The organism is Polaribacter reichenbachii, from assembly GCF_001975665.1.
GTDB lineage: Bacteria > Bacteroidota > Bacteroidia > Flavobacteriales > Flavobacteriaceae > Polaribacter > Polaribacter reichenbachii.
On record NZ_CP019419.1, the window covers coordinates 4,022,349 to 4,044,569 of the forward strand.

Here is a 22,221-nt window from a genome sequence, read left to right on the forward strand (position 1 = left end):
TTAAACTTGTTTTGCAAATCTAATTTAATTTTTATGACAGATTATAATTTTACAGCCAATCTTGCGCCTTGGTTTATAGCGCGTTTTGCATCTAATTCGCTTGCAAAATCTGCACCACCAATTACATGTACACTTTTACCTAAATCTAATAAAGGTTGATATAATTCTTTAAATGGTGTTTGACCTGCACAAATAATTACATGATCTACATCTAAAATTACTTGTTCATTATTCTTGGTATAATGTAAGCCTTCATCATCAATTTTATTGTAAGTAACTTCACCAATAAACTGAACTTTTTTCTTTTTTAAAGTAGATCTATGAATCCATCCTGTAGTTTTGCCTAAGTTACCACCAAATTTACCTTTGCTTCTTTTAAACATAAATATTTCTCTTGGTGATTCTTCATACTCAGGTTTTATGCCTTCTATGCCACTTCTAGCTTTCAAAGATTTATCAATTCCCCATTCTTTTAACCAAGCATCAATATTTAACGCTGTAGATTCGCCTTCATGCGATAAATATTCAGAAACATCAAAACCAATACCACCTGCACCAATAACTGCCACTTTTTTACCTACTGTTTTTTTATGTTTTAAAACATCGATATAACTCAATACTTTAGGGTGATCAATTCCTTCAATTTTTAATGCCCTTGGTTTAATTCCTGTTGCCAAAATAATCTCATCAAAATCCGCATTTACTAAATCTTTTTCTGATATTCTAGTATTCAGTTTTAAATCGACATTATACAATTCAATTTGTTTTTTAAAATAACGAATGGTTTCATAAAACTCTTCTTTACCAGGTATTTGCTTTGCCATATTAAACTGACCACCAATTTCTGAAGCAGCATCAAATAACGTAACAGCATGACCTCTTTTTGCTGATATTGTAGCAGCTGCCAAGCCTGCTGGCCCTGCACCAATTACTGCAATTTTCTTTTTGTTTTTAGTTGGATGATAAACCAATTCCGTTTCATGACAAGCTCTAGGGTTTACCAAACAACTCGCAACTTTTTGTTGAAAAACGTGATCTAAACACGCCTGATTACAACCAATACAAGTATTTATTTCATCACTTTTATCTGCTTTCGCTTTATTAACCCATTCAGAATCTGCTAAAAAAGGGCGAGCCATAGAAATCATATCTGCATGACCTTCTGCCAAAACTTTATCTGCAGTTTCTGGCATATTAATTCTGTTAGAAGTTATTAAAGGAATTGAGATTTCTTCTTTCATTTTTTTGGTAACCCAAGTAAAAGCGGCTCTAGGCACTGAAGTTGCAATAGTTGGTATTCTAGATTCGTGCCAACCAATACCTGTGTTAATAATTGTTGCTCCAGCTTTTTCTATTGCTTTACCTAATTGTACAATTTCTTCCCAAGAACTTCCATTTTCTACCAAATCTAACATTGATAGTCTGTAAATTATGATAAAATTCTCACCCACAGATTCTCTAATTTGCTTTACAATTTCGATAGGCAAACGCATTCTATTTTCATAATCTCCACCCCAATTATCGGTTCTTTTATTGGTTCTTTTTGCAATAAATTGATTAATTAAGTAGCCTTCAGAACCCATAATTTCTATACCATCATAACCTGCCATTCTCGATAATTCTGCACAATTTACAAAGTCTCTAATGGTTCTTTTAATTCCTGATTTTGTTAATTTAAAAGGTTTAAAAGGCGTTATTGGCGATTTTATTTTTGATGGAGCCACATTAAAAGGATGATAACCATATCTACCCGAATGCAAAATCTGCATACAAATTTTACCTCCTTCTTTATGTACAGCTTCTGTAATTTTTTGATGATGAATAGCGTGTTTTTCTGTAGACATTCTTGCTGCAAAAGGCCCTGTCCAACCTTGTATATTTGGGGAAATACCTCCTGTAACTATTAAGCCTACTCCACCTTTAGCGCGTTCTGCATAATATGCCGCTATTCTATCCAATCCGTTTTTTTCTTCTTCTAAACCAGTATGCATAGACCCCATTAAAATTCTATTTTTTAAAGTTGTAAACCCTAAATCTAATGGTTCAAAAATGTGCTTGTATTTCATATTACTAAAATTATAATTTATTATGCACGCATAATACTTTGCAATATAAGAAAATAAATACATCAATAATAAATGTATTGATATCTATTATGATTTTTGATTAAAAATACAAATGCTATTTCAGCTAAAAATATAAATCGACTACACTAAACTAACGTTTATAAATCTTCGAACTTCATGCTGAATTAAAGATAATTCAAGAAATTTAAAGGGGCAGAAAAGTAAGAATTCTAAGTAAATTTATCTCTAATTCATTGGCACATCAATTACCAATAATTTACTGGCTTTTAATGCTTTAATTTTTACTTTATCAGTATTTTCAATACCAATTGCATCTCTACTTTGTAGCTTTTCACCAGCAATTTCAACTTCACCATCAATTAAGAAAAAATAAACTCCGTTTTTTGGATCATATTCAGTATAATAATTCTCATCCATGTCTATTAGGTATAAATAAGCTTGCTGATTTATAGGCAAAGAACCTTTAATTTGCTTGTCTTTTGGAGAAACTAAAATCTGAAATCTATTATTACGTTCTGTAATATCAAAATGTTTTTGATTGTAATAAGGTTCAACTTCTTGTTGTTCTGGAATTATCCAAAGTTGTAAAAAATTAACCTCATCAGTTTTACTATCATTAAATTCTGAATGTGTTAAACCTGTACCTGCACTCATAACTTGTACTTCACCAACTTCTATAGAACGTTGATTGTTCATACTATCTTTATGAGAAAGTGCTCCAGAAATTGGTATAGAAATAATTTCCATATTTTTATGAGGATGTGTACCAAAACCCATTTTTGGTTGTACCACATCATCATTTAATACTCGTAACATTCCAAAATTCATTCTTTCTGAGTTTTGGTAATTGGCAAAACTAAAAGTATGATGCGATTTTAACCAACCATGATTGGCAAAACCTCTTGTATCTGATTTGTGAATTGTTTTTTTCATATTAAACTTGTTTAATACCCTGAACTTGTTTCAGGGTCTATTTTAATAATTTGTGTTTTTTAGATTGTTAGATTGTTAGATTGTTAGATTGTTAGATTGTTAGATTGTTAGAATAAGACTTTTCTAAACACCTAAAAATCTATTTATCCAAAAATTTAATTAATATAAATACCCCATTTTTCCTTGCTGATAATCACGCATCGCTTCTAAAATTTCGGTTTGAGTATTCATTACATAAGGTCCATATTGTGTAATCTTTTCATTGATAGGCTCACCTGAAAGAATTAATAATGTACTTTTTTGATGCGCTTTAAACTGAATTGTATTTCCATCTTGATGAAACACAATCATCTGATTTTCTCCTTTTTTTAAAATCTGAGAATTATTGACCAAAATCTCACCATCTAACAAATAAATTAAAGATTGATGATTTTCTGGAATATCAATATCCATTGTTCCGTTTGCATCTGCATTTGCTGTAAAAACATTGACTGCGGTTTGCGTTTTTATAAAACCAGTTTGTTCTTTTTGATGACCTGCAACAATATTTAATTGCACTTTTTTATCTTGTGTAAACAACTTCGGAATTTGATTTTCTTCTAAATGTTGGTAATGAGGTGTCATCATTTTGTGCTTTGCTGGCAAATTTAACCACAACTGAATTCCTTCTAAATCGCCACCTTTTTTCACAAATTCTTTGGTTGGAGCTTCTGCGTGGATAATTCCTCTACCTGCAGTTGTCCATTGAACACCACCAGCTTTCACAACCATTTCATTTCCTAAAGAATCTTTGTGCAATTGCTCGCCTTTAAACAATAAAGTAATTGGCTCGAAACCTCTATGAGGATGTGGCCCTAAATCGAAAGGATTATTGAATTCTGAAATTGCATAAGGACCATAATGATGTAACAACAAAAACGGATCTACATTCTCTAAACCTTGTGTTGGTAATGGTTGACGCAATTTTATAGCTCCCATATTTACAAGAGAACTTGCAACTATTTTTTGTATGGTTTTATAAGTTTTCATTGTTTTAAGTTTTTTGTTCTTGAAAATTCTGATATAAAATCGAAATCAGAAGAACTGAGAATTCTTAGTTTTTATTTTCCGTGGAAAATAATAGTGCAAATTTTTTCTATCTTAATTTATCTAATAGATTGCTTAAAGTTATTGCTTCTTCATCTGATAAATTATCTAAAAAAGAAAGATTACCATTTACATCTATAGTAGATAATAATTCTAAACCTTGAGTGGTTATTTTTACAAAAACTACTCTTCTATCGTGTTCACAACGTTCTCTTTCAATAAGATTTTTATCGCATAATTTATCCATTAAACGAGTTGCATTTGGTGCTCTTTCTATCATTCTATCTTTTACAATTTGCACCTTAATTTTATCTTTTGCACCTCTTAAAATTCGTAAAATATTGTATTGTTGAGGCGAAATTCCATAAGGTTTAAAAAACTCATTCTCTTGACTGCTTAACCAATTAGATGTGTATTTTATATTGATAAAAGCCTTTAATTTCTCGCTCTTAAAATTACTGTTGATGTCTTTTGAAATGTCTCCCATATTTTATGTTTGGTGTTTGGTGAGTATGTTTGGTGTTTAATTCCAAACACCTAACATCCTGCTTCAAGCTTCAAACTTGTTACGCTCTCAACTTTAAATCTTGCATTATTTTATTAAACTCTTCTGTTGTTGGTGTTAAAAACACTTTATCATCTACAAACAACGTTGGATATTTTGCAACTCCATTGTATAATTCTTTGCTGTGTTCTCTAGCTTCAACATCTTTAGAAATATCTTTATAAGTGTAAGGAACATCTGTTGAATTTAAGAAATTTTTAAAAGCAACAGTATACGCGTGTCCTGCTTTTCCGTATAAAACTATCTTCATAATTATTGATTTACATTATTTTCAAACTCCACCACTTTTGATTTTAAAGCTGCTAAAAGTTCTTCGTTAATTAATTTACCTTCTTTAAAATTATCGTAAAAGCTTGGTAAAGAAAAAGTGGTAATTGTTTTTGCGCCTTGTCTTGGAAACCTTTGCTCTGCTGCTGCTAACACAAACCTACCTCCCATTCCTCCAGGAGAAGTTGCCATTAATAATAATGGTTTTTCTCTAAAAACATTTACTTCTAATCTTGAGCTCCAATCAAAAATATTTTTAAAGGCAGCTGAATAGGAACCATTGTGTTCTGCTAAAGAAAGAATAAAGCCATCGTAATTATTTAATAATTCGTTGAACTTTTTTGCATCTTCTGGGAAACCATTTTGTTCTTCATCTGTGCTATAAACAGGGAAATTAAAATCTCTTAAATCTACAATATCAAAAGAAGTATTTTCTAAATTTTCTGCTGCAAAAGTTGCTAATTGTTTATTGATTGAAGTAGAACTTGTACTACCTGCAAATGCTAATATTTTTTTCATTTTATTTTGTTTTTAAATTGTTCTCGATACAATTTTTCCAAAAAGAAAAATCACTCGAACTGAAATACTGAAAACTAGTCTTATACAGTTAATATTTAATAGTGATAAACTGAAAAATTGGACTGCCAACTGAAGACTGATTTACTGAATACTAGTTTCTATCAAAGTTTCACCTTTTATCATTTTGGCCACAGGACATTTACCTGCAATCGTTAATAATCTTTTTCTTTGTTCTTCTGTTACTTCTTTTTCGAAAGAAATATCTTCTTCTAACCACTTTTTAATTCCAGTAGCGGTTTGTGCTTCTTTTTGAGAAACAATTACTTTTATTTTTCCAACATCCCAACCTTTTCTTTCTACGTACATTCTTAAAGTAATTGAAACACAACCTCCAACAGCTGACAGTAAATATTCTACAGGTGTTGGCCCATTATTATCTCCACCAGAAACAACAGGTTCATCAATAGTTAAAAAATGATTTCTGGTTTTTGCTTCTGCTAAATAATTTTTATTTGTTAAAACTACTTCTGATGATTTTTCCATTAAGCTTGTAATTTTTTATACGTAAAATATGATGTTATTAATAAAATCATTGCAATTAATGCACCTGTTTGTTCTCCATCATTAATCATAACGTGTGCAAAAAATGCTAAAATAAAAGCAAAAAAGAAGGCTGAGTAGGCCCAATCTTTTAGAGATTTATTACTCACAAACCATATAGCTACTAAACCTAATAACTTTGCTACTGCATATGGATAAATAATATATGTTGGATACCCAAATCCTTGAAACATTACTGATACTTCATCATAATTAAAAAAATACATACCCACTGAAAAAAGCATTAGCACAGTTAGTAAACCTGTAGAAACATAATAAATAATTTTAGTTGCTTTCATTATAGATTGATTTTAAAATTAATACAAAGTTACAATAATAAATTTTATTTACCAAGGAAAATATATCCAAGGAATTATATGGAATTAATTTTAATTATTATAAAGAATTTTTCTTGATATTATTCTAACATTAAATACTAATTTCCCTAATTTTGGGTGTTATAATTAATGGCAAAACCCCTCAAAGAATTGAAAACAATTTTGATAAAAACTAAAATATGAAGAATAATATTTCTAAAATGAGTTCATTAGATATTTACCTATCCAATTTAAGTGATAAGGAATATGAAGAAATCAAACATAAGTTTTCAACTCAAAAATTAAAGGTAATGCCTTTAATATCTTGGGATTTATTTACTCTAGATTATCAAAAAAGAATAGATGAAGCCAAAAAGAAAACTGAGCTACAACAAGTACTTTCCTTTGCTAAACAATTTAATTGGCAAAACAACCTAAAACAAGCTTTTTCAGAAAACGAATACGAAGCCTTAATTATTACCGATAAAAACCAAAATATTATTTGGGTAAACGAAGGTTTTACTTTTATGACAGGCTACTCAAAATCATTTGCAATTAACAAAAATCCAAGATTTTTACAAGGAAATAATACTTCTTTAGAAACAAAAAAAAGGGTTAAGAAAAAGATTGCACTCAACAAACCTTTTAAAGATTTTATAATAAACCAACGAAAAGATAAATCTAATTATAAATGTGAAATAAAGATTATCCCTCTTTACAATGAACATACAACCCATTATATTGCCTTTGAGAAACAAGTTGTGTAAATTATTATAAGAAATAATTTACACAACTAATCACTACTAGTACTTTATAAAAAAAAAGCTCAAGATTTCTATAAAAAAATTAATTATTCATTTTTATAGAATCTATCTGCTTTTGTAATCTTTGTATTTCTTGAATCTTTTTCTGTTGATTAGATAACAACTGAATAGAATCTAATATTGCTCTGTTTTGCTCTAAAATTGTTTTCTCCTTTTCAAAATAAATATTCTGATTTTCGCTACTTCTCCAAGCTTCATTTAATTGTAAATAAACCTCTTCATTCCATTTGCTTGGGTGTTTTGCATCAATCCAAACTACATCTCTGTATTCACTATCAATTAATGCTAAATCTGGTGTTGCAGAACCATCAAACTGTGAGTTTTCTTTCTTTATTGCTGATATTGTACTTAAGAAAAACATACGTTTTCTCCCCGCAATTTTTTTAATATAAGGCCTAAATTCTACAGGTTTGTTTACTGACCAATCGTACTCTTTTCTAGATTCAATTACCTTTAAAGGCATTGCAGAAACACCTGCATAACCTTCTTTTTTTGAAGCGTGATCGTAAAAATATAAAGCATTTGTACCATCTGCAGGTATAAAAACACTAAAGGTTAAACTGGTTCTTTCTGAACCAACTGGCTCTAAACCAAACCAATGATACAAACCACTGTAAGCCCCTGTTTTGGTATCAGAAAAATCGAAATCGGTTACAAAAGGTTGCTGATTTTGATCGTCTGCCAAATCTGGAATTTTAACTGCAGTTTTCATATTCCAAGGTAATGGGTCTGAAAAACCTGCTAAAAACTTTAAACTTTCTGCTTGTAAACGCGACACTTTTTCTGCTAATGTATTTTGTCTTGTTAAAAATTGATGATTTTTCATTTCATCTGGTGAAATATATTCTCCTTTACCAATGGTAATTCTTTCTAAATAATCAGAAAAAGTATGTTCTCCATTTTCGATAACCATTACTCCACCAAAAGTTGGATATGGAAAAAAGAAACCTTTCCATTTTATTAAACTCACAACCTCAACCCAAGCACCTTTATCATTTTTCATATAATAGGTGTCACTTGGTTCATAGTTGAACAGCATCCAAGGATTTAAACGTTGCACAACTGCATTGTATGTATTTCTACTAAATTTTAGAGATTCACCAATTGAAAAAGTTACCGGAATTCTATTTTCTGATGAAAAACGAGGAAAAGGTGTTGTACTTGACACTGAAAAAACCTCTTCTGTATTGTCTTTTAAACCTTGCCAATAATATTTTTCTGTTGGCTGAATTGCCATTGTCCATTGATTAGAATCATCTACTCTCACCAAATGCGGTAAAGAAACATCTTTCGTTTCACCTACAGATTCGTTTGCCATAGAAAAGATGTTTCTTAATGGCTGAATTCTTTCGTTTTGGGTTAATGGCAACTCTACAATTTCTATTCTGTTTAAATCGTTAAAAACATTATAGGTTTGCATATAATTGTACATCTTAGAATGAAAACCTATGTAATAAATTGCTCCGAAAAACAAGGCTAAGAAAAACAAAACACCAATTCTACTACCAGTTTTTGCTGATTTTCTAAACCTTCTTAATCCGAAGAATAAAACTGTAAAACCTAAAATTATAATAAAGATATATTTTCTAAAAAATAATAATGCAGGTTGATAATCGTCTCTTAAAAAAAACAACAATCCTATTACCAATATTGATAATAGTATTACATTTCTTTTTTGTTTTAAACCTTTGTTCCAATATGTTTTTATCATTTTTTTAATTTTTTGCCACGTATACACTATTTTTTTTTCTGAAAATAACCAAATAAAGGTTTTTTATTTCAAAAATCCTTTATCTTTTAAACGTTCTCTGGCGCTTTTCTCTTGTTCTTTAGATTGCTTTATTTCTTCTTTGGCTTTTTCTACAGCTTGTGGTTCTTTATTTTGCAAATCTTCTATAAAATCTTTTCCTTTTTCAATTGCATCTTGAAATTTATCTTCTAAAGATTCTGATTGCTCTTCTATAACTGCTGATGATTTAAAAACAAAACCGGCAACATAAGTACCAATTAAAGTTCCGAAAATCATTGAGGCAAATAATGAAATTGTTGCTAAATCAATAGGAATTAAAATACGTGTAATTAAAATCACTATTAAAAAAAAAGCTGTAATAAAAACCAACCTAAGTAAAAATGATTGTTGGTAGACAAATCCTTTTTTATCTGTTGCTTGCATTTGCAATTCTTTCGAGTTCATCAATTTATTAAAAAAACGATATACTCCATTTCCTTGAGATTCTCTCCAGAAAATAACGGCTCCAAATAAAATGGATGCTATGAAAATTATGAGTTCTAGTGTCATATTTTTTTATTTATCCTGCAAGGTTTTTAAAACCTTGTTGGTTTGTTTATTTTTTTATTTAATATTTTAAGACTTAACTTATAAATCAATAGGTTTTAGTTAGCATAAAACTATGGTATAATATTATACCTACAAGGTTTTTGAAACCTTTCAGGATGTGAATCCTTATTATTTTCTTTTGATAAATATACAATTTTCTATTTCCAACTTCATTTTTCTAATTAAACTTATATCATATAAATTCTAACCTAAAACCCACTTATAATCGTTTCCACTACCCAATCTTTTTTAGATTCTTGCCAAGTTTTAAAATTCTTATAAAAATCTTCTTTGTCATACCAATACCAAAACAACACATCTTTTGGAGCTATATTAATCAGCAATTTCCAAATTAAATCTTGATGATTTGGTCTTAATGATGAATGTGGTTTATGTAACGAAAAATAAAATTCTTCATCTACAATATCCTTAATTTTAATATCTGGATTCATCTGTTTTTTCTCCAAATATCGCTCTACACTCATAATCTTTTTTCGTGTTTTTATATCCACTTTATTCAAATAACTTTTAAATAACATTTTGTCTTTTAAAATATCATTTACAGGATGTTGTGTTTCTTTTAATGCTTCTCCGAAAATAAATTTCTTAATTCTATCATATCTTTTTGATGTAACTTCTTTTGCTAAATCGCATTCAATAATTACATGATCTCTTAATTGAGTAACCAATTCTGGTTGAGATATATGAAACATTAAAACATCATAAGTAGTATCGTTAATAGCTTCTTTATATGCTTCTTTGTTTTCGAAAACTAAAATTGGAGTAATAAAATTTCTCAACAAATAAATACCTCCAAATGCCTTGGTATAAAAAGAATCTGATGTATAAATAATAGATTCTAAATTAATGTCTCTTTCTCTTAAATCGCCATATTTTTTTGCTGATTTTAAAAGTTTTTGATGCAGGTTTTCATCAACAAAATTATTGTCTTTATGAAAGGTTTCTATCAGTTTTAACTGTTCTTCTTTTGCTTTATGTAAATTATCAATTAAATGAAATTTAATTTCTACGTCTTGATATTTTAAAACATCTAAAGGCTCATAAAAAACATCAATATTTTGATCAAAATCAATACAAAGTGCAGAATCTCTAGTTATATTCTGAATTTTTTTAGCGTGTTTTCTAAACACCAATTTCATTAATTCTACATCAAAAGAATGAAAAGGATTGTAAATTGGTAATCCTTTTTGCAATGGTGTAATTATAATTGCGTGCGGATTTGCTTCTCCGTTATTTAAATAAAACACCTCGTCTTTTTCTTCTGCAATTTCTGGGCTCCAACCAATTCCGTCTATAGAAAATGAAGTTAATTTGGTTTTTGTAAAACCTAATTTTACCAAACATTTATTATAACGTTCTACTAATTTTCCGCTAATGGGAATTAGTTCGTTTCTGTATAAATTGGCTTTGATTAATTTATCCATTAATACTTTAATAACTTATTAATCTGTAAATATTGCAACAACATAATTGTTCTTGCATCAATAATTTCCTCGGTTTCAATCATTTTTAAAGCGTCTGAAAATTCTGTTTCTAACACTTCTATTTCTTCATCTTCTGCGATAACTCCTCCACCATTTTCTGTTTTGTTTTCATCAGCATATTCACCAATAAAGAGATGTACTTTTTCGTTTACAATTCCTGGTGATAAAAAAACCGTACTTATTCTTTTAACGTTATCTATTTTATAACCAACTTCTTCTTCAGTTTCTCGAATTGCAGCACTTTCTGGAGATTCATTTTCATCAATAGCACCACCAACAACTTCAATAGAAAATCCGTCAGAAATTCCGTGAACATACACAGGAACTCGAAATTGTTTTGATAAAATTACTGTGTTTTTTTTAGGATTGTATAACAAAATCCCAATTCCATCACTTTTACCATAAATCTCGAAAGTTAGATTTTTTGATGTACCACTTTCAAATGTATAATCGAAATTAATGTCTTCTAATTTTCCCCAACCACTAGATTTTACGGTTGATGAGACATTATTTATTTTCTTTTTAGTTTCCATTTTTTTATTTTTTAACAACAATCCCAATAAAAATAAGCTTTAGAAAAATCTTTTTCTAATAAACTTTTCTTATTAATAAAAATATGACCTAAACCACTATCTCCAAACATAATATCATCTTCAGAATCAATTTGCAATAATTGAATATCGTCAACATTATTTCCTTCACAATCTCTAGGATCTGATTGAGTAAAATCTGCATAACCTCCAATTTTATGGCTTTCACAAGTAAAAAAATCGAACAAATCATTTCTTTCAACTTCTGCTAATGTATCCTCAAACTCCCAATAAGGAAGTCCATCAAATGAAAAATCAAATTGTAAATCTTCGGAATTACCCTTATCAATTGATTTTTCAAAAGTTAATTTGTGAATTTTAAAAACAGGAGATTCTTCATAATAAGATTCATTTAAAAAAGAAAAATCTGTTAAATGTTCTTTTTCTAAATCTTTTTTTGAATGAAAAAATATTTTAAAACCTTCTTCATACCAATCAAAAGGTGATAAAAAAAGTTGTAAAAGCCCCTCTTTAGGAAAATTCTCTAAATTTGGAATTTCTTCAAAATTTAATTGAGCAATCATAATCATTGGGTTACCCTTTTTGTCTTTTGGATATTCTTTATCTAAAGGTAAAAAAGGTTTACCTAGAAACTTACTTTCTCTTATACTTAAACTATCTTTTAGAAGCTCACATTTAATGGGTTTGGCATTAATTTTAACAAACTCTCTTTCATACTTTTTAAGTGCTTCTTCGTATTTCTTAAGAAATTTTGGAATCATAAACTGTTACTTTCTTTTTTCAAATTGCTCTCTCGCTTCTAAATCTATATTTAATTGATTTACTCTTGCATCAACTTTACGTTTAAAATCGGTATCTGCAATAGTTGCAACATTGTCTAAATAACGTACCACTTCTTGTCTTCTAATTTCAGAAAAATCTAAACCTTTCATATTGGCTTTCATCAATTCTTGCAACATATTAAACTTGGTTTCATAATCTTTCTTGAAATACATTTCAGGATTTTCAAACCAATCTTGCTCTAAATCAAAATCTGTTAATCGCAATGAAATTGCACTCTGAATATTTCTAACATCTCTTGATGAAAAGAAAGGAAATATCTTTTGAATTTCTTTGTACAAACTTGCAAAAAACGAATGTTCGTTGGTTTTGTGTTTCTGTGTTGCAATATCATAAGCTTCTAAAACTCTTGCTTCTGATGGTTTTTCTATGGCATTTAGAATTTCGCCCATACTTTTTGTTAAACCTTGATCTTTTAAAAAATCGTAGTTTTTTGGGTTTTGCATATTCACAAAATCTGGCATTGTTTTTTCAAATTTCTTCCACCAGATATAATCTTGATCTAGAAAATCGTGCTCAGTTCTTGCTCCATCAATCTTAAATCTACCTTGAATTCTAGAAATTACAGCCTTGTCCAACATTTCTGGTAAGTTTGTAAATAAACCTACAGAAGAATTTCCATAATTTACGGCGTAAGCGCCTTCTGTGTAACGTAAGAAAACACCAATCACTTCTTTAACTCCAGCAGAAACTCCTTGTGCAGTTCTTTCTTGTAAATTGTTTTCGGCATCATCAATTGGTGCAAAAATAATTTTTGTTGGGTCTTGCATTGGCTTCATCCATTCTACCATTTTTTCTGCAGAACCACCTTGAAACGTAGAAATTAACGTATCTGGCATTGGATGAAATAAAAACGGAATATCCAAATTGTCACAATGTTCTTTTAAGCGAGTTGCAATGGCTGCAATTAACATCGATTTTCCTGTTCCTGGAATTCCATATCCCATAAAAACTGGCATAAATCCACCTAATTCTTGAAACGGGTTTTTCTGTGCTTCAAAATCGTAACTCAACATTCTTTCTGTTAATCTACGTGCAAAATGTTTGGCATCTTTATTCCCTACAATTTGCTCAAACTGAATTTTATTAAACTCGACACTTTTTGCTGTTCCTTGAAAAACATTTTCCCAACCAGAAACTGCAAAGTCTGAATTCTCTAATTTGTAGGTTCTATCAACAATTGTTTCTGTATATTCTAAACTACTTTTACGCAACTGAATTTCATCAATTAAAGCCTCAAAATATACCACTGTAAAATCGATAACATCTTTATCTGATTTTATGATTTCTGGATGCCCAAGATATTTATCAAAATAAAATAATGTACACGCAATTCCTTTTAAAGGTGATAAAAAAGAAACTTCTGGAATACCTGCAAACTTTTGTTTCATTACAGATAAATCATCTGAAGCCACTGGTTTTAAATCGTGTAAAATTTTATACGCTGTTGCAAATAATTGAAATGCAGTTGCTGTTTGTAATTTACTTTCAAACTCTCTTTTTTGGGGTGAATTTAATGCAGATTTACGCTCATTTAAAGAGGATAAACCTGACGCATCATAATAAGAATCTTTAATCCAAATTCCTAAAGTTAAGCCTTCTTGCACAGTAAATAAAGTCTGATTTAAATGTACAGGAATTGCAATTGAATCTGGTAATAATCGTTTTTTTAATGCTAAAATTGTTTTAGAAACTGATGTGATTTCTACATTGCTTCCATTATTTGCTCTTGATAAATACAGCAAAATAGAATCGTCTTTAGCATCTTTTTCTCTACTTTTTGCTTTATTACCTTGCTCCCATTGAACGGATTTTATATAATCTGTAGCTTCATCACGAAGTACATCTAATTCATTTTGTTTTATAGGAAAAGTTGAATTGTGTTCCATTGTTTTTAGCTTTTAGCAATTTGATTTTGGCTGTTAGCCACTTACTAATATTGTAATTCTTTTCTAATTTCACTTAACTTTTAAATCGGCCATTTGAATAGGTTCTTTTGCTAAATTATCTAGTGATCTAGGAATTTGATTGTGCAAAAGTTGAATAATTCTATGTGGTGCAAAAAGGTATTTTTGTTTGATAACATCGCTCCATTTTTGCATTGTCTGTTTTGAGAAAAATCCGCCTTCTGTAAATGTATCTCCAGAAAAAACTTCATCAATAGTTAATGAAACAGCATAAGATTCTAAAGAAACTGTTTTGCTTGAAATTCCGCCTAAAATTGCGTGTGTAATAAGATTTTCATCCTTAGCAAAAACATTGTGTAAAGGTCCAAGATCTATTCTTTTTATGTGTTTTGGTTGAATTCCTATTAATTTTCTATCAATATTATAAGCCATTGTATCTAAAGACATTTCTCTATCTGCACTTTCTTTTAAAGTTTGATAAATTTTTTCTTTATCCTTAATTGCATTATTTCCATCGTAATTAAAATACATAAAACAGATAAATGGCCTGTTATGACTCACATCGTAGAAACTCCAGCTGGTTACATAATCGTGATTTGCATCTTTTGGAGCCTCTAAAATTTTACCTTGTACAAAACGATTGAAAATGAATTGTCTTTCTACGGATGTGTAATAAATTATTGATGATGCTTTAAATAATTCTGTTTTTTTGATGGGTTGCTTCTTTCTTAAAAGTGTATCTAAAAACTGTTCTTTTAAAACAGAAGTATCTACAAGTTTATCTAAATACTGTTTTCTTAGTTCTAAATCATTATACAAATATCTAAATTCCAAATAATTAGGAAATCCAGAATCTGTTAAATCTACTTTCATATTATCTTCTTCATCATACATATATTTAATACGCATTGCCTCAATAGAATATAAAAGTAAATCTGAATATTGCTTAAAAAACACAATTTCTTGTTGGCTACATAATTGCTCTTGCTGAATTCTTACAATGATTTCTTTTAAAACAAAATCTACCATTTTATGATAAAAAACGTATTGTTCTTTGGTGTTTAAAACAGCAGAATCTAAGGGAGTTGTTATCATTTATTAATGGTTATTTTTACTAACAATAAAGTGAAATTCTCTTTCTAAATCTCGTTTCAGTTTTTTTAAACCACTCCTCATTGCAAAATACGGAATACCAAACATAAAAGCAGCGTGAATAATTATAAATGGAATTGCAATATAACTTCCATCATCAAAAGAACCAGCATTAAAAGTAAAGCTAATTATAAAAACCGTATAAATTAAAATTGCAAAACCCAAAAAGAAATACATAAAATTATTCCAAGATTTTATTTGTCCAGTAACTATTAATTTATCATCTTTTTCTCTATAATTTCCTATAGCTTTTGCAAAACCAAATTGTCTATCGAAAAACCTTTTACGTTTCCTTATTTTAAAACCAAAGTGATTTGCTCTACCCTTAAAAATATTTTTACTGGATGAGAAAATTTCAAAAGCACTAGATAAAAGATTATCAATATCATCTTCATCTGCGTGCTTTCTCAAAGCAGTAACAAAATCATTTTTATTTGTATTTAATGAAATTGAAAAATTGTCAATTAGCTTAATTTTTCTTAAAAACTCTTCCATAATCTAATTTGATATTCTTTTAGCTATTTACAGTGAACTATCATTTTAAATAAGCCTGCGTTAAGGATTGAAATGGCATCCTTTTTTCTTTTTCAGAAAAAAGATATAACGGAAAGCCTGACCCTGATTTTTCATCAGGGAAACGCCCTACCAATTATTTTTTTTTAAAATTAGCTTAACATATCATCATCAGAAACTTCTTTTTTTGGAGCTTCTGGTGTAGGATTATCTTCTAAAGTTGGAGTTTCTTTATCTGCTTTGTAATAATCTTCGAAAATCTCTTTCATATCAATTCCATATCTGTCAGCAAAGTTCTTTTGAATATCTCCGTCTTTTTCTCTAATTTCTTGTAACGCTTCTGCATATGTGCTATACACACCTTTCATCACTTTTTCGTGAACAGGTATATTGTCCATCATTTCTTGACGAGCTCTAGCACTTGCAGAATGCATTGACGCTAAAGTTGCACCTATGTGCTCATCAGTTTTTACACCTAATTGCTCTAAAATAGCTGCAAATTCTTGATCTGTTCTTGCTTTTAAGGCAACTACATAACCATCATAATACTTTAATCGCTCTTCAGTATCCGACTTTAATTTTGCTCTATGTGTCTGTAAATTAGAGCGTAAAGACGTCAAAACTTTAATTGTTAAATTGTGTTTATGCACAAAACTATCTTTTGACGCAGCTAAAGTTGTGTAGGCATTTTTAAGCCCTTCTAGCTCTTCTACTTTTTGCTCTAAAGTGGTTACTTTACCAATTGCTTCTGAATATTCTGTAGATTGCTTGTCTGCAATTTCATCTAATTCTTGACGAGATTGTTTTAATAAAGCATATTGTTCTTCTAACTTACCTTCTATTTCTTTCTTCTTTTCTAAAGCTTTGGTATGGTTTTTAGAAGCTTCTACAATAGCTGTTTTTAACTTTTCTTCTACTTCCCTAATTTCTACTTCTCTGTTTTTTAAACGACTAACTGCTGCTTGAGATTTATAAGAAAGCTCACTTAATAAAGTTTGAATATCTGCACTTTCTATACGTTGCTGAAACATTGCTTTTGCTTTATTATCAGCTCCTGCTCTAATTTTTTCTGCTGCTGCAAACTCAACTTCTTCTTTTTTAATCTTCGATTTTCTACCCCAGAGGTTATTCCACCAAGTATCTGGTTTATTTTGTGCGTCTTCTAATTCAATTCTTGCTCTTTCTAATTCTTTTTGAGCATCGTCTATAACTTTTTGTTCTGTTGGATTTAAAGCAGAAAATTTTTCGAACATAATACCAACTTCATCTTGATAGTCTGTTAAATCTTTAATAGCATCTAAAAGTGTAGTTCTATCTTTTTCTGCCATATGTACAACATCATCTAAAGTAGCATTTAGAATTTTTTGACGTTGTTGAGGGTCATCTTCTTGTGCTAACTTAGATTTCATAGTATCTACAGCTTTACCCCAATTTACATCTACCTTTTCAGTTTTTTCAGCAGAATTAGTTTCTAATAAATCAAAATCATCAGACATATTTTTTTAGTTTTTAAGGTTGAACAATTTTTAGACAAGCAATTTCGTTATTTTTTTTTAGTAAAAGAAATAATATTATCACTAAATATATGTTGTCAAAATTTAAGTTTTGTTACAATTATTTTTACTTTTTTAAGAAAAATATTGCTTAAACTTTAAAATCATTAGTATTTAACATTGTTAAAAAAAATATTTTTCAATAGTTTTTAAATATATTTGACATCCTTTATTTCTAAAATTCTTAAATGAAGAAATTATTACTTTTTTTTATATTTATTTTTACGATTAATGCATTCTCTCAAAAAGAAGCTAACTTTTGGTATTTTGGTCAAAATGCCGGTTTAGATTTTAGTACAAGTCCGCCAACAGCACTTACAGATGGCCAAATAAACACAGATGAAGGCTGTTCTTCTTTCTCTTCTCCTAGTGGTGAATTGCTATTCTATTCTGATGGTATTAGTGTTTATACGAAAGAGCATCGTTTAATGACCTATTCTAATGGTACATCAGCAAACAATTTAAAAGGAAATCCTTCTAGTACACAATCTGGTATGATTATACCTAAACCTGGCTCTACCACAATTTATTATTTATTTACTGTTGGTACAGATTATGTAGGTAATGCTAACAACCCAAATCCTGGTTTTAATTTTTATACTATAGATATGTCTAAAAATAGAGGTTTAGGAGAAATAACTAGAGGTCCAACTGATTTAGCCATTAACCCAGATACCAATATTAATATGAGTAATAATTGGTCTGAAAAAGTAGCTGCAGTTAAGGGTGCTGATTGTAACGTTTATTGGGTAGTTTCTTTTGCAGTAGATACTTTTTATAGTTATAAGGTTACGGATGCAGGTGTAGATATAAACAATATAATAACAAGTAAAGTTAACTTTACTGCATCAGATAAAAGAGGATATTTACAAGTATCTCCAAATGGAAAAAAAATTGCATTTGCAGATTATAATGCATCTGGTAATAGTATTACTGGTAGCTTAGTTTTATTTGATTTTGATAATGCTACTGGTAAAGTAGATCAGTTTTCGTCAGAAACATTAATTACACGATTTTCAGGAGAATCACCTTATGGTGTTTCTTTTTCACCACAGTCTAACAAGCTATATGCTTCTAGTTATAATGGCAGTTTTTCTGTTTTTCAATTTGATTTAGAGAGCAGTAATATTGCTGCAAGTAAAAAGACAATTGCCAATAGAAATGGATTTAGAGGTTCTCTACAATTAGCGCCTGATGGAAAAATATATGCATCTATTCCTGATTCATTTTTTCTAGATGTTATAGAAAATCCAGATGAAGACGCAGATAAAATAATTTACACCGAAAATGCAATACATTTAAATGGTAGACTTACTGCTCAAGGTTTACCTCCTTTTATATCATCATTATTATTACCAATCGAAATTTTAGATGCTGATACTAATATTTCTATTAATAATACAGATGCACAATTTTGTATTGGTCAAGATAAAACCATTATTTCTGAAGATATTGCTGGAACTGGAGCTACCTATAGTTGGACGTTTAACGATGGTATTAATCCGCCTACGGATATTACACCTACAACTAATCCTGGAAGTTTAGTATTAACCAACATTCAACCTTCTAATGCAGGTGAGTATACTTTAAAAATAGAATTAACAGATGATTGTGGTGTAGTTACTCAATATAATGGAACTTTTAATGTAGAAGTTTTTGAAACTGCAGCTGCAAACAAACCTAATGATATTTATTTTTGTGATACTGATAGAAATGGTTTTAATAAGTTTGATTTTCAAGCGGATTTAAACTCAGAAATTTTAGGTGGTTTAGACCCTACTATTTTTGATGTTTTATACTTTAACACCTTAGACGATGCCAATACTGGTAATAATCCTTTACCAAATCCTTACAGTAATCCTACTGCGTTTTCTTCTGAAACTATTTATGTTAGAGTTCAAAATACTAATGCTATAGATGCTTGTTTTGCAATTACTGATTTTATTTTAGCAGTAACAGATTACCCATCACCAACACAACCAGAACCTTATCGAATTTGTGATAATACAGAAAGCTCTAGTGACACTGATGGAATTATAAATACCTTTTTATTAAACACTAGAGATGCTGAAATTTTAGGTTCTTTAAACAGTGCTCAATACAATATAAGTTATCATACAACTCAAATTGGAGCAGAAAATAATGATATTACAACTATTGTTGATAAAGACTCAAATTATTCAGTTACTAACTCAAAAACTCTATATATTAGAGTAGAAAATAAAGACAATATTGGTTGTTATGATGCCAATACAAGCTTAGAATTAATTGTAGATGCATTACCAAATACTAACCTAGAAGTAGATTTATTACAATGTGATGATGATTTAGATAGAGTTTCTACAATAAATCTAACTGAAGCTGAGATTAGTATTTCTATCAATTATCAAAATGAAACTTTTAAATATTTTGCAACTGAAGCAGATGCAATTTCAGGATCTCCTGAAGTTGCAGATAAACTACGTTATCCTGTAAACCAAACTGGTGAGGCTTGGGTTAGAATAATTTCTGATCAAAATTGTTATCGTATTTCTAAAATAAATCTATCTGTAGAAGCTTCTGCAGATGTTGCTTACTATAAAGAGTTTCCTGCTGTTTGTGATGATTTTTTACAAAAAGATGGAACAGATGGTGCTTTAAACGATGATACTGATGGAATTACTAATTTTGATTTTAGTGTTGCTAATACAGAAATATTAGCATTTTTCCCACCTGCATTACAACCTGATTTAGAGGTCTCATATTACGAAACAACAGCAGACAGAACAGCTGTAATAAATGCTATTGCTGATATTTCTAATTATAGAAACATCAACTACCCTTCTAATATTACAAGACAAACAATCTATTTTAAGATAACTAACAAAAACAATAATAACTGTTCAGGTATAGGAGAGTTATACCTAAAAACAAATTTAGTACCTACTGCAGCTACAGCACCAGATTTAGAATTATGTGATGACGTTTTAGATGGTGATACTGCAAACGGAATTGTACAATATTTTGATTTAGAATCACAAACTACAGCCATTTTAAACGGTCAAAATGCTGCGGATTTTACTGTAACCTATCACGATTCTGAAACTGATGCCAATGCAGGAATTAACGAACTTATTTCTCCTTTTGAGAACACAGTTCGTGATTCTCAACCAATTTATGTGCGTGTTACAAATAATACAACTGGTTGTTTTACAGATCACACTTCTTTTAATGTAATTGTAAATCCTGTGCCAATTGCCAATTTTGTGAATGATTTAGAAGTTTGTGATGACAATTCTGATGGTTCTGCAAGAAATGGTTTTTCGCAATCTATTGATTTAGAATCGCAAACTGCTGGTATTTTAGGTACTCAAGATCCAAATATTCACATTGTAACGTATCATCGTTCTTTGGCTGATGCTCAATCTGGAAATCTGCCTTTAGTTTCCCCATACACAAATAATACTATCGATAGAGAAACCATTTATGTTCGTATTTTAAACACAAATTCGATGTGTGTTAACGGAATTTCTAATTTTGATGTAATTGTAAATCCAGAACCAACCTTTGAGCAACCCACAAACTTAGCCTATTGTGATGACGAATTAGATGGTGATGATGCCAATGGAATAGTACAAAACATCGATTTAGATAGTAAAATAACAGAAATTTTAGGCGCTTCTCAAAGTCCGAATGATTTTTGGGTTACCTTTCATAAATCGCAAGCGGATGCTACTTCTGGTAATGATCCTGTGGTTTCTCCTTATCAAAATACAAATACAACAGAAACTTTTTATGTTCGTATTCAAAACAAACAAACACTTTGTGTAAATGATGATGCTACTTTTGATGTAATTGTGAATCCTCTACCAGATTTTATGGTAACTACTCCACAAATTTTATGTTTAAATGATTTACCATTAAATATAGCAGTAGAAAGTCCTAGAGATGTTTACACTTATATTTGGAAAGATGAAAATGGAAACACTTTAAACGCTACTTCTGTAGATAATATTGATGTAACAACTGCTGGTAAATACACAGTTACTGCAACTACAACCAATGGAACTTTTTGTGAAAGAACAGAAACCATTGAAGTAAACGCATCTAACATTGCTACTTTAGAAAACAGTTTTATAACAATTATTGATGAATCTAACAACATTAGTAGTGAAGATAATTTATCGATTTATATTGATGTTATCAATAACGATTTAGGTCCTGGAGATTATCAATTTGCAATAATAAACACAACAGAAAACAACGAAAGAACACCAATGATTGGCTTTCAAGATGATCCTCTTTTCGAGAATTTAGAAGGCGGAATTTACACCATCATTGTAAATGATAAAAATGGTTGTTCTCCTGATACAACTTTAGAAGTTTCTGTAATTCAGTTTCCTAAATATTTTACACCAAATGCAGACGGTTATAATGATACTTGGGTAGTAAAAGGGGCAAATAAAACATTTTATCCGAATGCGAGTATCAATATTTTTAATAGATATGGTAAATTAGTGGCACAAGAACCAATAGACAGCCAAGGTTGGAATGGTATGTACCAAGGTAAACTATTACCATCTGATGATTATTGGTACAATATTACACTTGTACCGCCTGAAAATTCAGGCAGACCAATTATTAATAAAAAAGGAAATTTCTCTCTAATGAGAAAATAAAAAAAT

19 protein-coding genes are annotated in these 22,221 nt (G+C 29.7%); 2 read left to right on the forward strand and 17 right to left on the reverse strand.

Going from position 1 to position 22,221, the window contains the following annotated elements; translation table 11 throughout:
• Nucleotides 1-41 precede the first annotated feature (41 nt).
• The 8 genes from BW723_RS17200 to BW723_RS17235 form a co-directional block, all read right to left on the reverse strand.
• Nucleotides 42-2,066, reverse strand: coding sequence for an NADPH-dependent 2,4-dienoyl-CoA reductase (locus BW723_RS17200; RefSeq protein ID WP_068359355.1), 2,025 nt, complete (start codon nt 2,064-2,066; stop codon nt 42-44).
• A 246-nt stretch (nt 2,067-2,312) separates the two neighbouring features.
• Nucleotides 2,313-3,020 carry a pirin family protein gene (locus BW723_RS17205; RefSeq protein WP_068359356.1) on the reverse strand — a complete coding sequence of 236 codons (708 nt, stop codon included), beginning with the start codon at nt 3,018-3,020 and terminating at the stop codon, nt 2,313-2,315.
• A gap of 159 nt (nt 3,021-3,179) precedes the next feature.
• Nucleotides 3,180-4,049 carry a pirin family protein gene (locus tag BW723_RS17210; protein WP_068359357.1) on the reverse strand — a complete coding sequence of 290 codons (870 nt, stop codon included), beginning with the start codon at nt 4,047-4,049 and terminating at the stop codon, nt 3,180-3,182.
• 106 nt (nt 4,050-4,155) lie between these two features.
• Nucleotides 4,156-4,593, reverse strand: a complete 438-nt coding sequence (locus tag BW723_RS17215; RefSeq protein ID WP_068359359.1) for a MarR family winged helix-turn-helix transcriptional regulator — start codon at nt 4,591-4,593, stop codon at nt 4,156-4,158.
• A gap of 79 nt (nt 4,594-4,672) precedes the next feature.
• The gene (locus tag BW723_RS17220; RefSeq protein ID WP_068359360.1) at nt 4,673-4,921 is read right to left on the reverse strand and encodes a glutaredoxin family protein; all 249 of its coding nucleotides are present in this window, start codon (nt 4,919-4,921) and stop codon (nt 4,673-4,675) included.
• A gap of 2 nt (nt 4,922-4,923) precedes the next feature.
• Nucleotides 4,924-5,457: an NADPH-dependent FMN reductase gene (locus BW723_RS17225; protein WP_068359361.1), complete on the reverse strand. Its 534-nt coding sequence runs from the start codon at nt 5,455-5,457 to the stop codon at nt 4,924-4,926.
• 141 nt (nt 5,458-5,598) lie between these two features.
• Nucleotides 5,599-6,000: an OsmC family protein gene (locus BW723_RS17230; RefSeq protein WP_068359362.1), complete on the reverse strand. Its 402-nt coding sequence runs from the start codon at nt 5,998-6,000 to the stop codon at nt 5,599-5,601.
• Complete coding sequence (locus BW723_RS17235; protein ID WP_068359364.1) at nt 6,000-6,356, reverse strand: DoxX family protein; 357 nt, start codon at nt 6,354-6,356, stop codon at nt 6,000-6,002. Before BW723_RS17235 ends, BW723_RS17230 begins: the two co-directional genes overlap by 1 nt.
• Nucleotides 6,357-6,574: 218 nt before the next feature.
• On the opposite strand from BW723_RS17235, the gene BW723_RS17240 reads away from it, so the two are divergent.
• Entirely contained in the window at nt 6,575-7,141 is a 567-nt protein-coding gene (locus BW723_RS17240) for a PAS domain-containing protein (RefSeq protein ID WP_068359366.1), read from the forward strand.
• Nucleotides 7,142-7,220: 79 nt separating this feature from the next.
• Here BW723_RS17240 and BW723_RS17245 read toward each other — a convergent pair whose 3' ends face one another.
• From BW723_RS17245 to BW723_RS17285, 9 genes are all read right to left on the reverse strand, one after another.
• A complete protein-coding gene (locus tag BW723_RS17245; protein WP_068359386.1) occupies nt 7,221-8,909 on the reverse strand; it encodes a hypothetical protein in 1,689 nt (562 codons plus the stop codon).
• A 63-nt stretch (nt 8,910-8,972) separates the two neighbouring features.
• Nucleotides 8,973-9,497 (reverse strand): hypothetical protein, encoded by a 525-nt coding sequence (locus BW723_RS17250; RefSeq protein ID WP_068359367.1) that lies wholly within the window; start codon nt 9,495-9,497, stop codon nt 8,973-8,975.
• A gap of 248 nt (nt 9,498-9,745) precedes the next feature.
• Nucleotides 9,746-10,981, reverse strand: a complete 1,236-nt coding sequence (locus BW723_RS17255; RefSeq protein ID WP_068359369.1) for a DUF6638 family protein — start codon at nt 10,979-10,981, stop codon at nt 9,746-9,748.
• Nucleotides 10,981-11,574, reverse strand: a complete 594-nt coding sequence (locus tag BW723_RS17260) for an NUDIX domain-containing protein (RefSeq protein WP_068359389.1) — start codon at nt 11,572-11,574, stop codon at nt 10,981-10,983. Before BW723_RS17260 ends, BW723_RS17255 begins: the two co-directional genes overlap by 1 nt.
• Before the next feature lie 11 nt (nt 11,575-11,585).
• The gene (locus tag BW723_RS17265) at nt 11,586-12,353 is read right to left on the reverse strand and encodes a YwqG family protein (RefSeq protein WP_068359372.1); all 768 of its coding nucleotides are present in this window, start codon (nt 12,351-12,353) and stop codon (nt 11,586-11,588) included.
• Nucleotides 12,354-12,359: 6 nt separating this feature from the next.
• Complete coding sequence (locus BW723_RS17270; protein WP_068359374.1) at nt 12,360-14,321, reverse strand: AAA family ATPase; 1,962 nt, start codon at nt 14,319-14,321, stop codon at nt 12,360-12,362.
• Between the two features lie 69 nt (nt 14,322-14,390).
• The gene (locus BW723_RS17275; protein WP_068359376.1) at nt 14,391-15,434 is read right to left on the reverse strand and encodes a hypothetical protein; all 1,044 of its coding nucleotides are present in this window, start codon (nt 15,432-15,434) and stop codon (nt 14,391-14,393) included.
• Nucleotides 15,435-15,437: 3 nt separating this feature from the next.
• Complete coding sequence (locus BW723_RS17280) at nt 15,438-15,986, reverse strand: hypothetical protein (RefSeq protein WP_068359377.1); 549 nt, start codon at nt 15,984-15,986, stop codon at nt 15,438-15,440.
• A 170-nt stretch (nt 15,987-16,156) separates the two neighbouring features.
• The gene (locus BW723_RS17285) at nt 16,157-17,500 is read right to left on the reverse strand and encodes a microtubule-binding protein (protein ID WP_068359378.1); all 1,344 of its coding nucleotides are present in this window, start codon (nt 17,498-17,500) and stop codon (nt 16,157-16,159) included.
• A 245-nt stretch (nt 17,501-17,745) separates the two neighbouring features.
• Here BW723_RS17285 and BW723_RS17290 point away from each other — a divergent pair, with 245 nt between their 5' ends.
• Nucleotides 17,746-22,215, forward strand: coding sequence for a T9SS type B sorting domain-containing protein (locus BW723_RS17290; protein ID WP_076686443.1), 4,470 nt, complete (start codon nt 17,746-17,748; stop codon nt 22,213-22,215).
• Nucleotides 22,216-22,221 lie beyond the last annotated feature (6 nt).

What these genes read in the sequence shown, in the direction of transcription:
- BW723_RS17200 (WP_068359355.1), bottom strand. Translation starts at nt 2,066, where the DNA reads ATGAAATACAAGCACATTTTTGAACCATTAGATTTAGGGTTTACAACT.
- BW723_RS17210 (WP_068359357.1), bottom strand. Translation starts at nt 4,049, where the DNA reads ATGAAAACTTATAAAACCATACAAAAAATAGTTGCAAGTTCTCTTGTA.
- BW723_RS17275 (WP_068359376.1), bottom strand. Translation starts at nt 15,434, where the DNA reads ATGATAACAACTCCCTTAGATTCTGCTGTTTTAAACACCAAAGAACAA.
- BW723_RS17255 (WP_068359369.1), bottom strand. Translation starts at nt 10,981, where the DNA reads ATGGATAAATTAATCAAAGCCAATTTATACAGAAACGAACTAATTCCC.
- BW723_RS17250 (WP_068359367.1), bottom strand. Translation starts at nt 9,497, where the DNA reads ATGACACTAGAACTCATAATTTTCATAGCATCCATTTTATTTGGAGCC.
- BW723_RS17265 (WP_068359372.1), bottom strand. Translation starts at nt 12,353, where the DNA reads ATGATTCCAAAATTTCTTAAGAAATACGAAGAAGCACTTAAAAAGTAT.
- BW723_RS17285 (WP_068359378.1), bottom strand. Translation starts at nt 17,500, where the DNA reads ATGTCTGATGATTTTGATTTATTAGAAACTAATTCTGCTGAAAAAACT.
- BW723_RS17245 (WP_068359386.1), bottom strand. Translation starts at nt 8,909, where the DNA reads ATGATAAAAACATATTGGAACAAAGGTTTAAAACAAAAAAGAAATGTA.
- BW723_RS17240 (WP_068359366.1), top strand. Translation starts at nt 6,575, where the DNA reads ATGAAGAATAATATTTCTAAAATGAGTTCATTAGATATTTACCTATCC.
- BW723_RS17260 (WP_068359389.1), bottom strand. Translation starts at nt 11,574, where the DNA reads ATGGAAACTAAAAAGAAAATAAATAATGTCTCATCAACCGTAAAATCT.
- BW723_RS17290 (WP_076686443.1), top strand. Translation starts at nt 17,746, where the DNA reads ATGAAGAAATTATTACTTTTTTTTATATTTATTTTTACGATTAATGCA.
- BW723_RS17215 (WP_068359359.1), bottom strand. Translation starts at nt 4,593, where the DNA reads ATGGGAGACATTTCAAAAGACATCAACAGTAATTTTAAGAGCGAGAAA.
- BW723_RS17205 (WP_068359356.1), bottom strand. Translation starts at nt 3,020, where the DNA reads ATGAAAAAAACAATTCACAAATCAGATACAAGAGGTTTTGCCAATCAT.
- BW723_RS17220 (WP_068359360.1), bottom strand. Translation starts at nt 4,921, where the DNA reads ATGAAGATAGTTTTATACGGAAAAGCAGGACACGCGTATACTGTTGCT.
- BW723_RS17235 (WP_068359364.1), bottom strand. Translation starts at nt 6,356, where the DNA reads ATGAAAGCAACTAAAATTATTTATTATGTTTCTACAGGTTTACTAACT.
- BW723_RS17230 (WP_068359362.1), bottom strand. Translation starts at nt 6,000, where the DNA reads ATGGAAAAATCATCAGAAGTAGTTTTAACAAATAAAAATTATTTAGCA.
- BW723_RS17225 (WP_068359361.1), bottom strand. Translation starts at nt 5,457, where the DNA reads ATGAAAAAAATATTAGCATTTGCAGGTAGTACAAGTTCTACTTCAATC.
- BW723_RS17280 (WP_068359377.1), bottom strand. Translation starts at nt 15,986, where the DNA reads ATGGAAGAGTTTTTAAGAAAAATTAAGCTAATTGACAATTTTTCAATT.
- BW723_RS17270 (WP_068359374.1), bottom strand. Translation starts at nt 14,321, where the DNA reads ATGGAACACAATTCAACTTTTCCTATAAAACAAAATGAATTAGATGTA.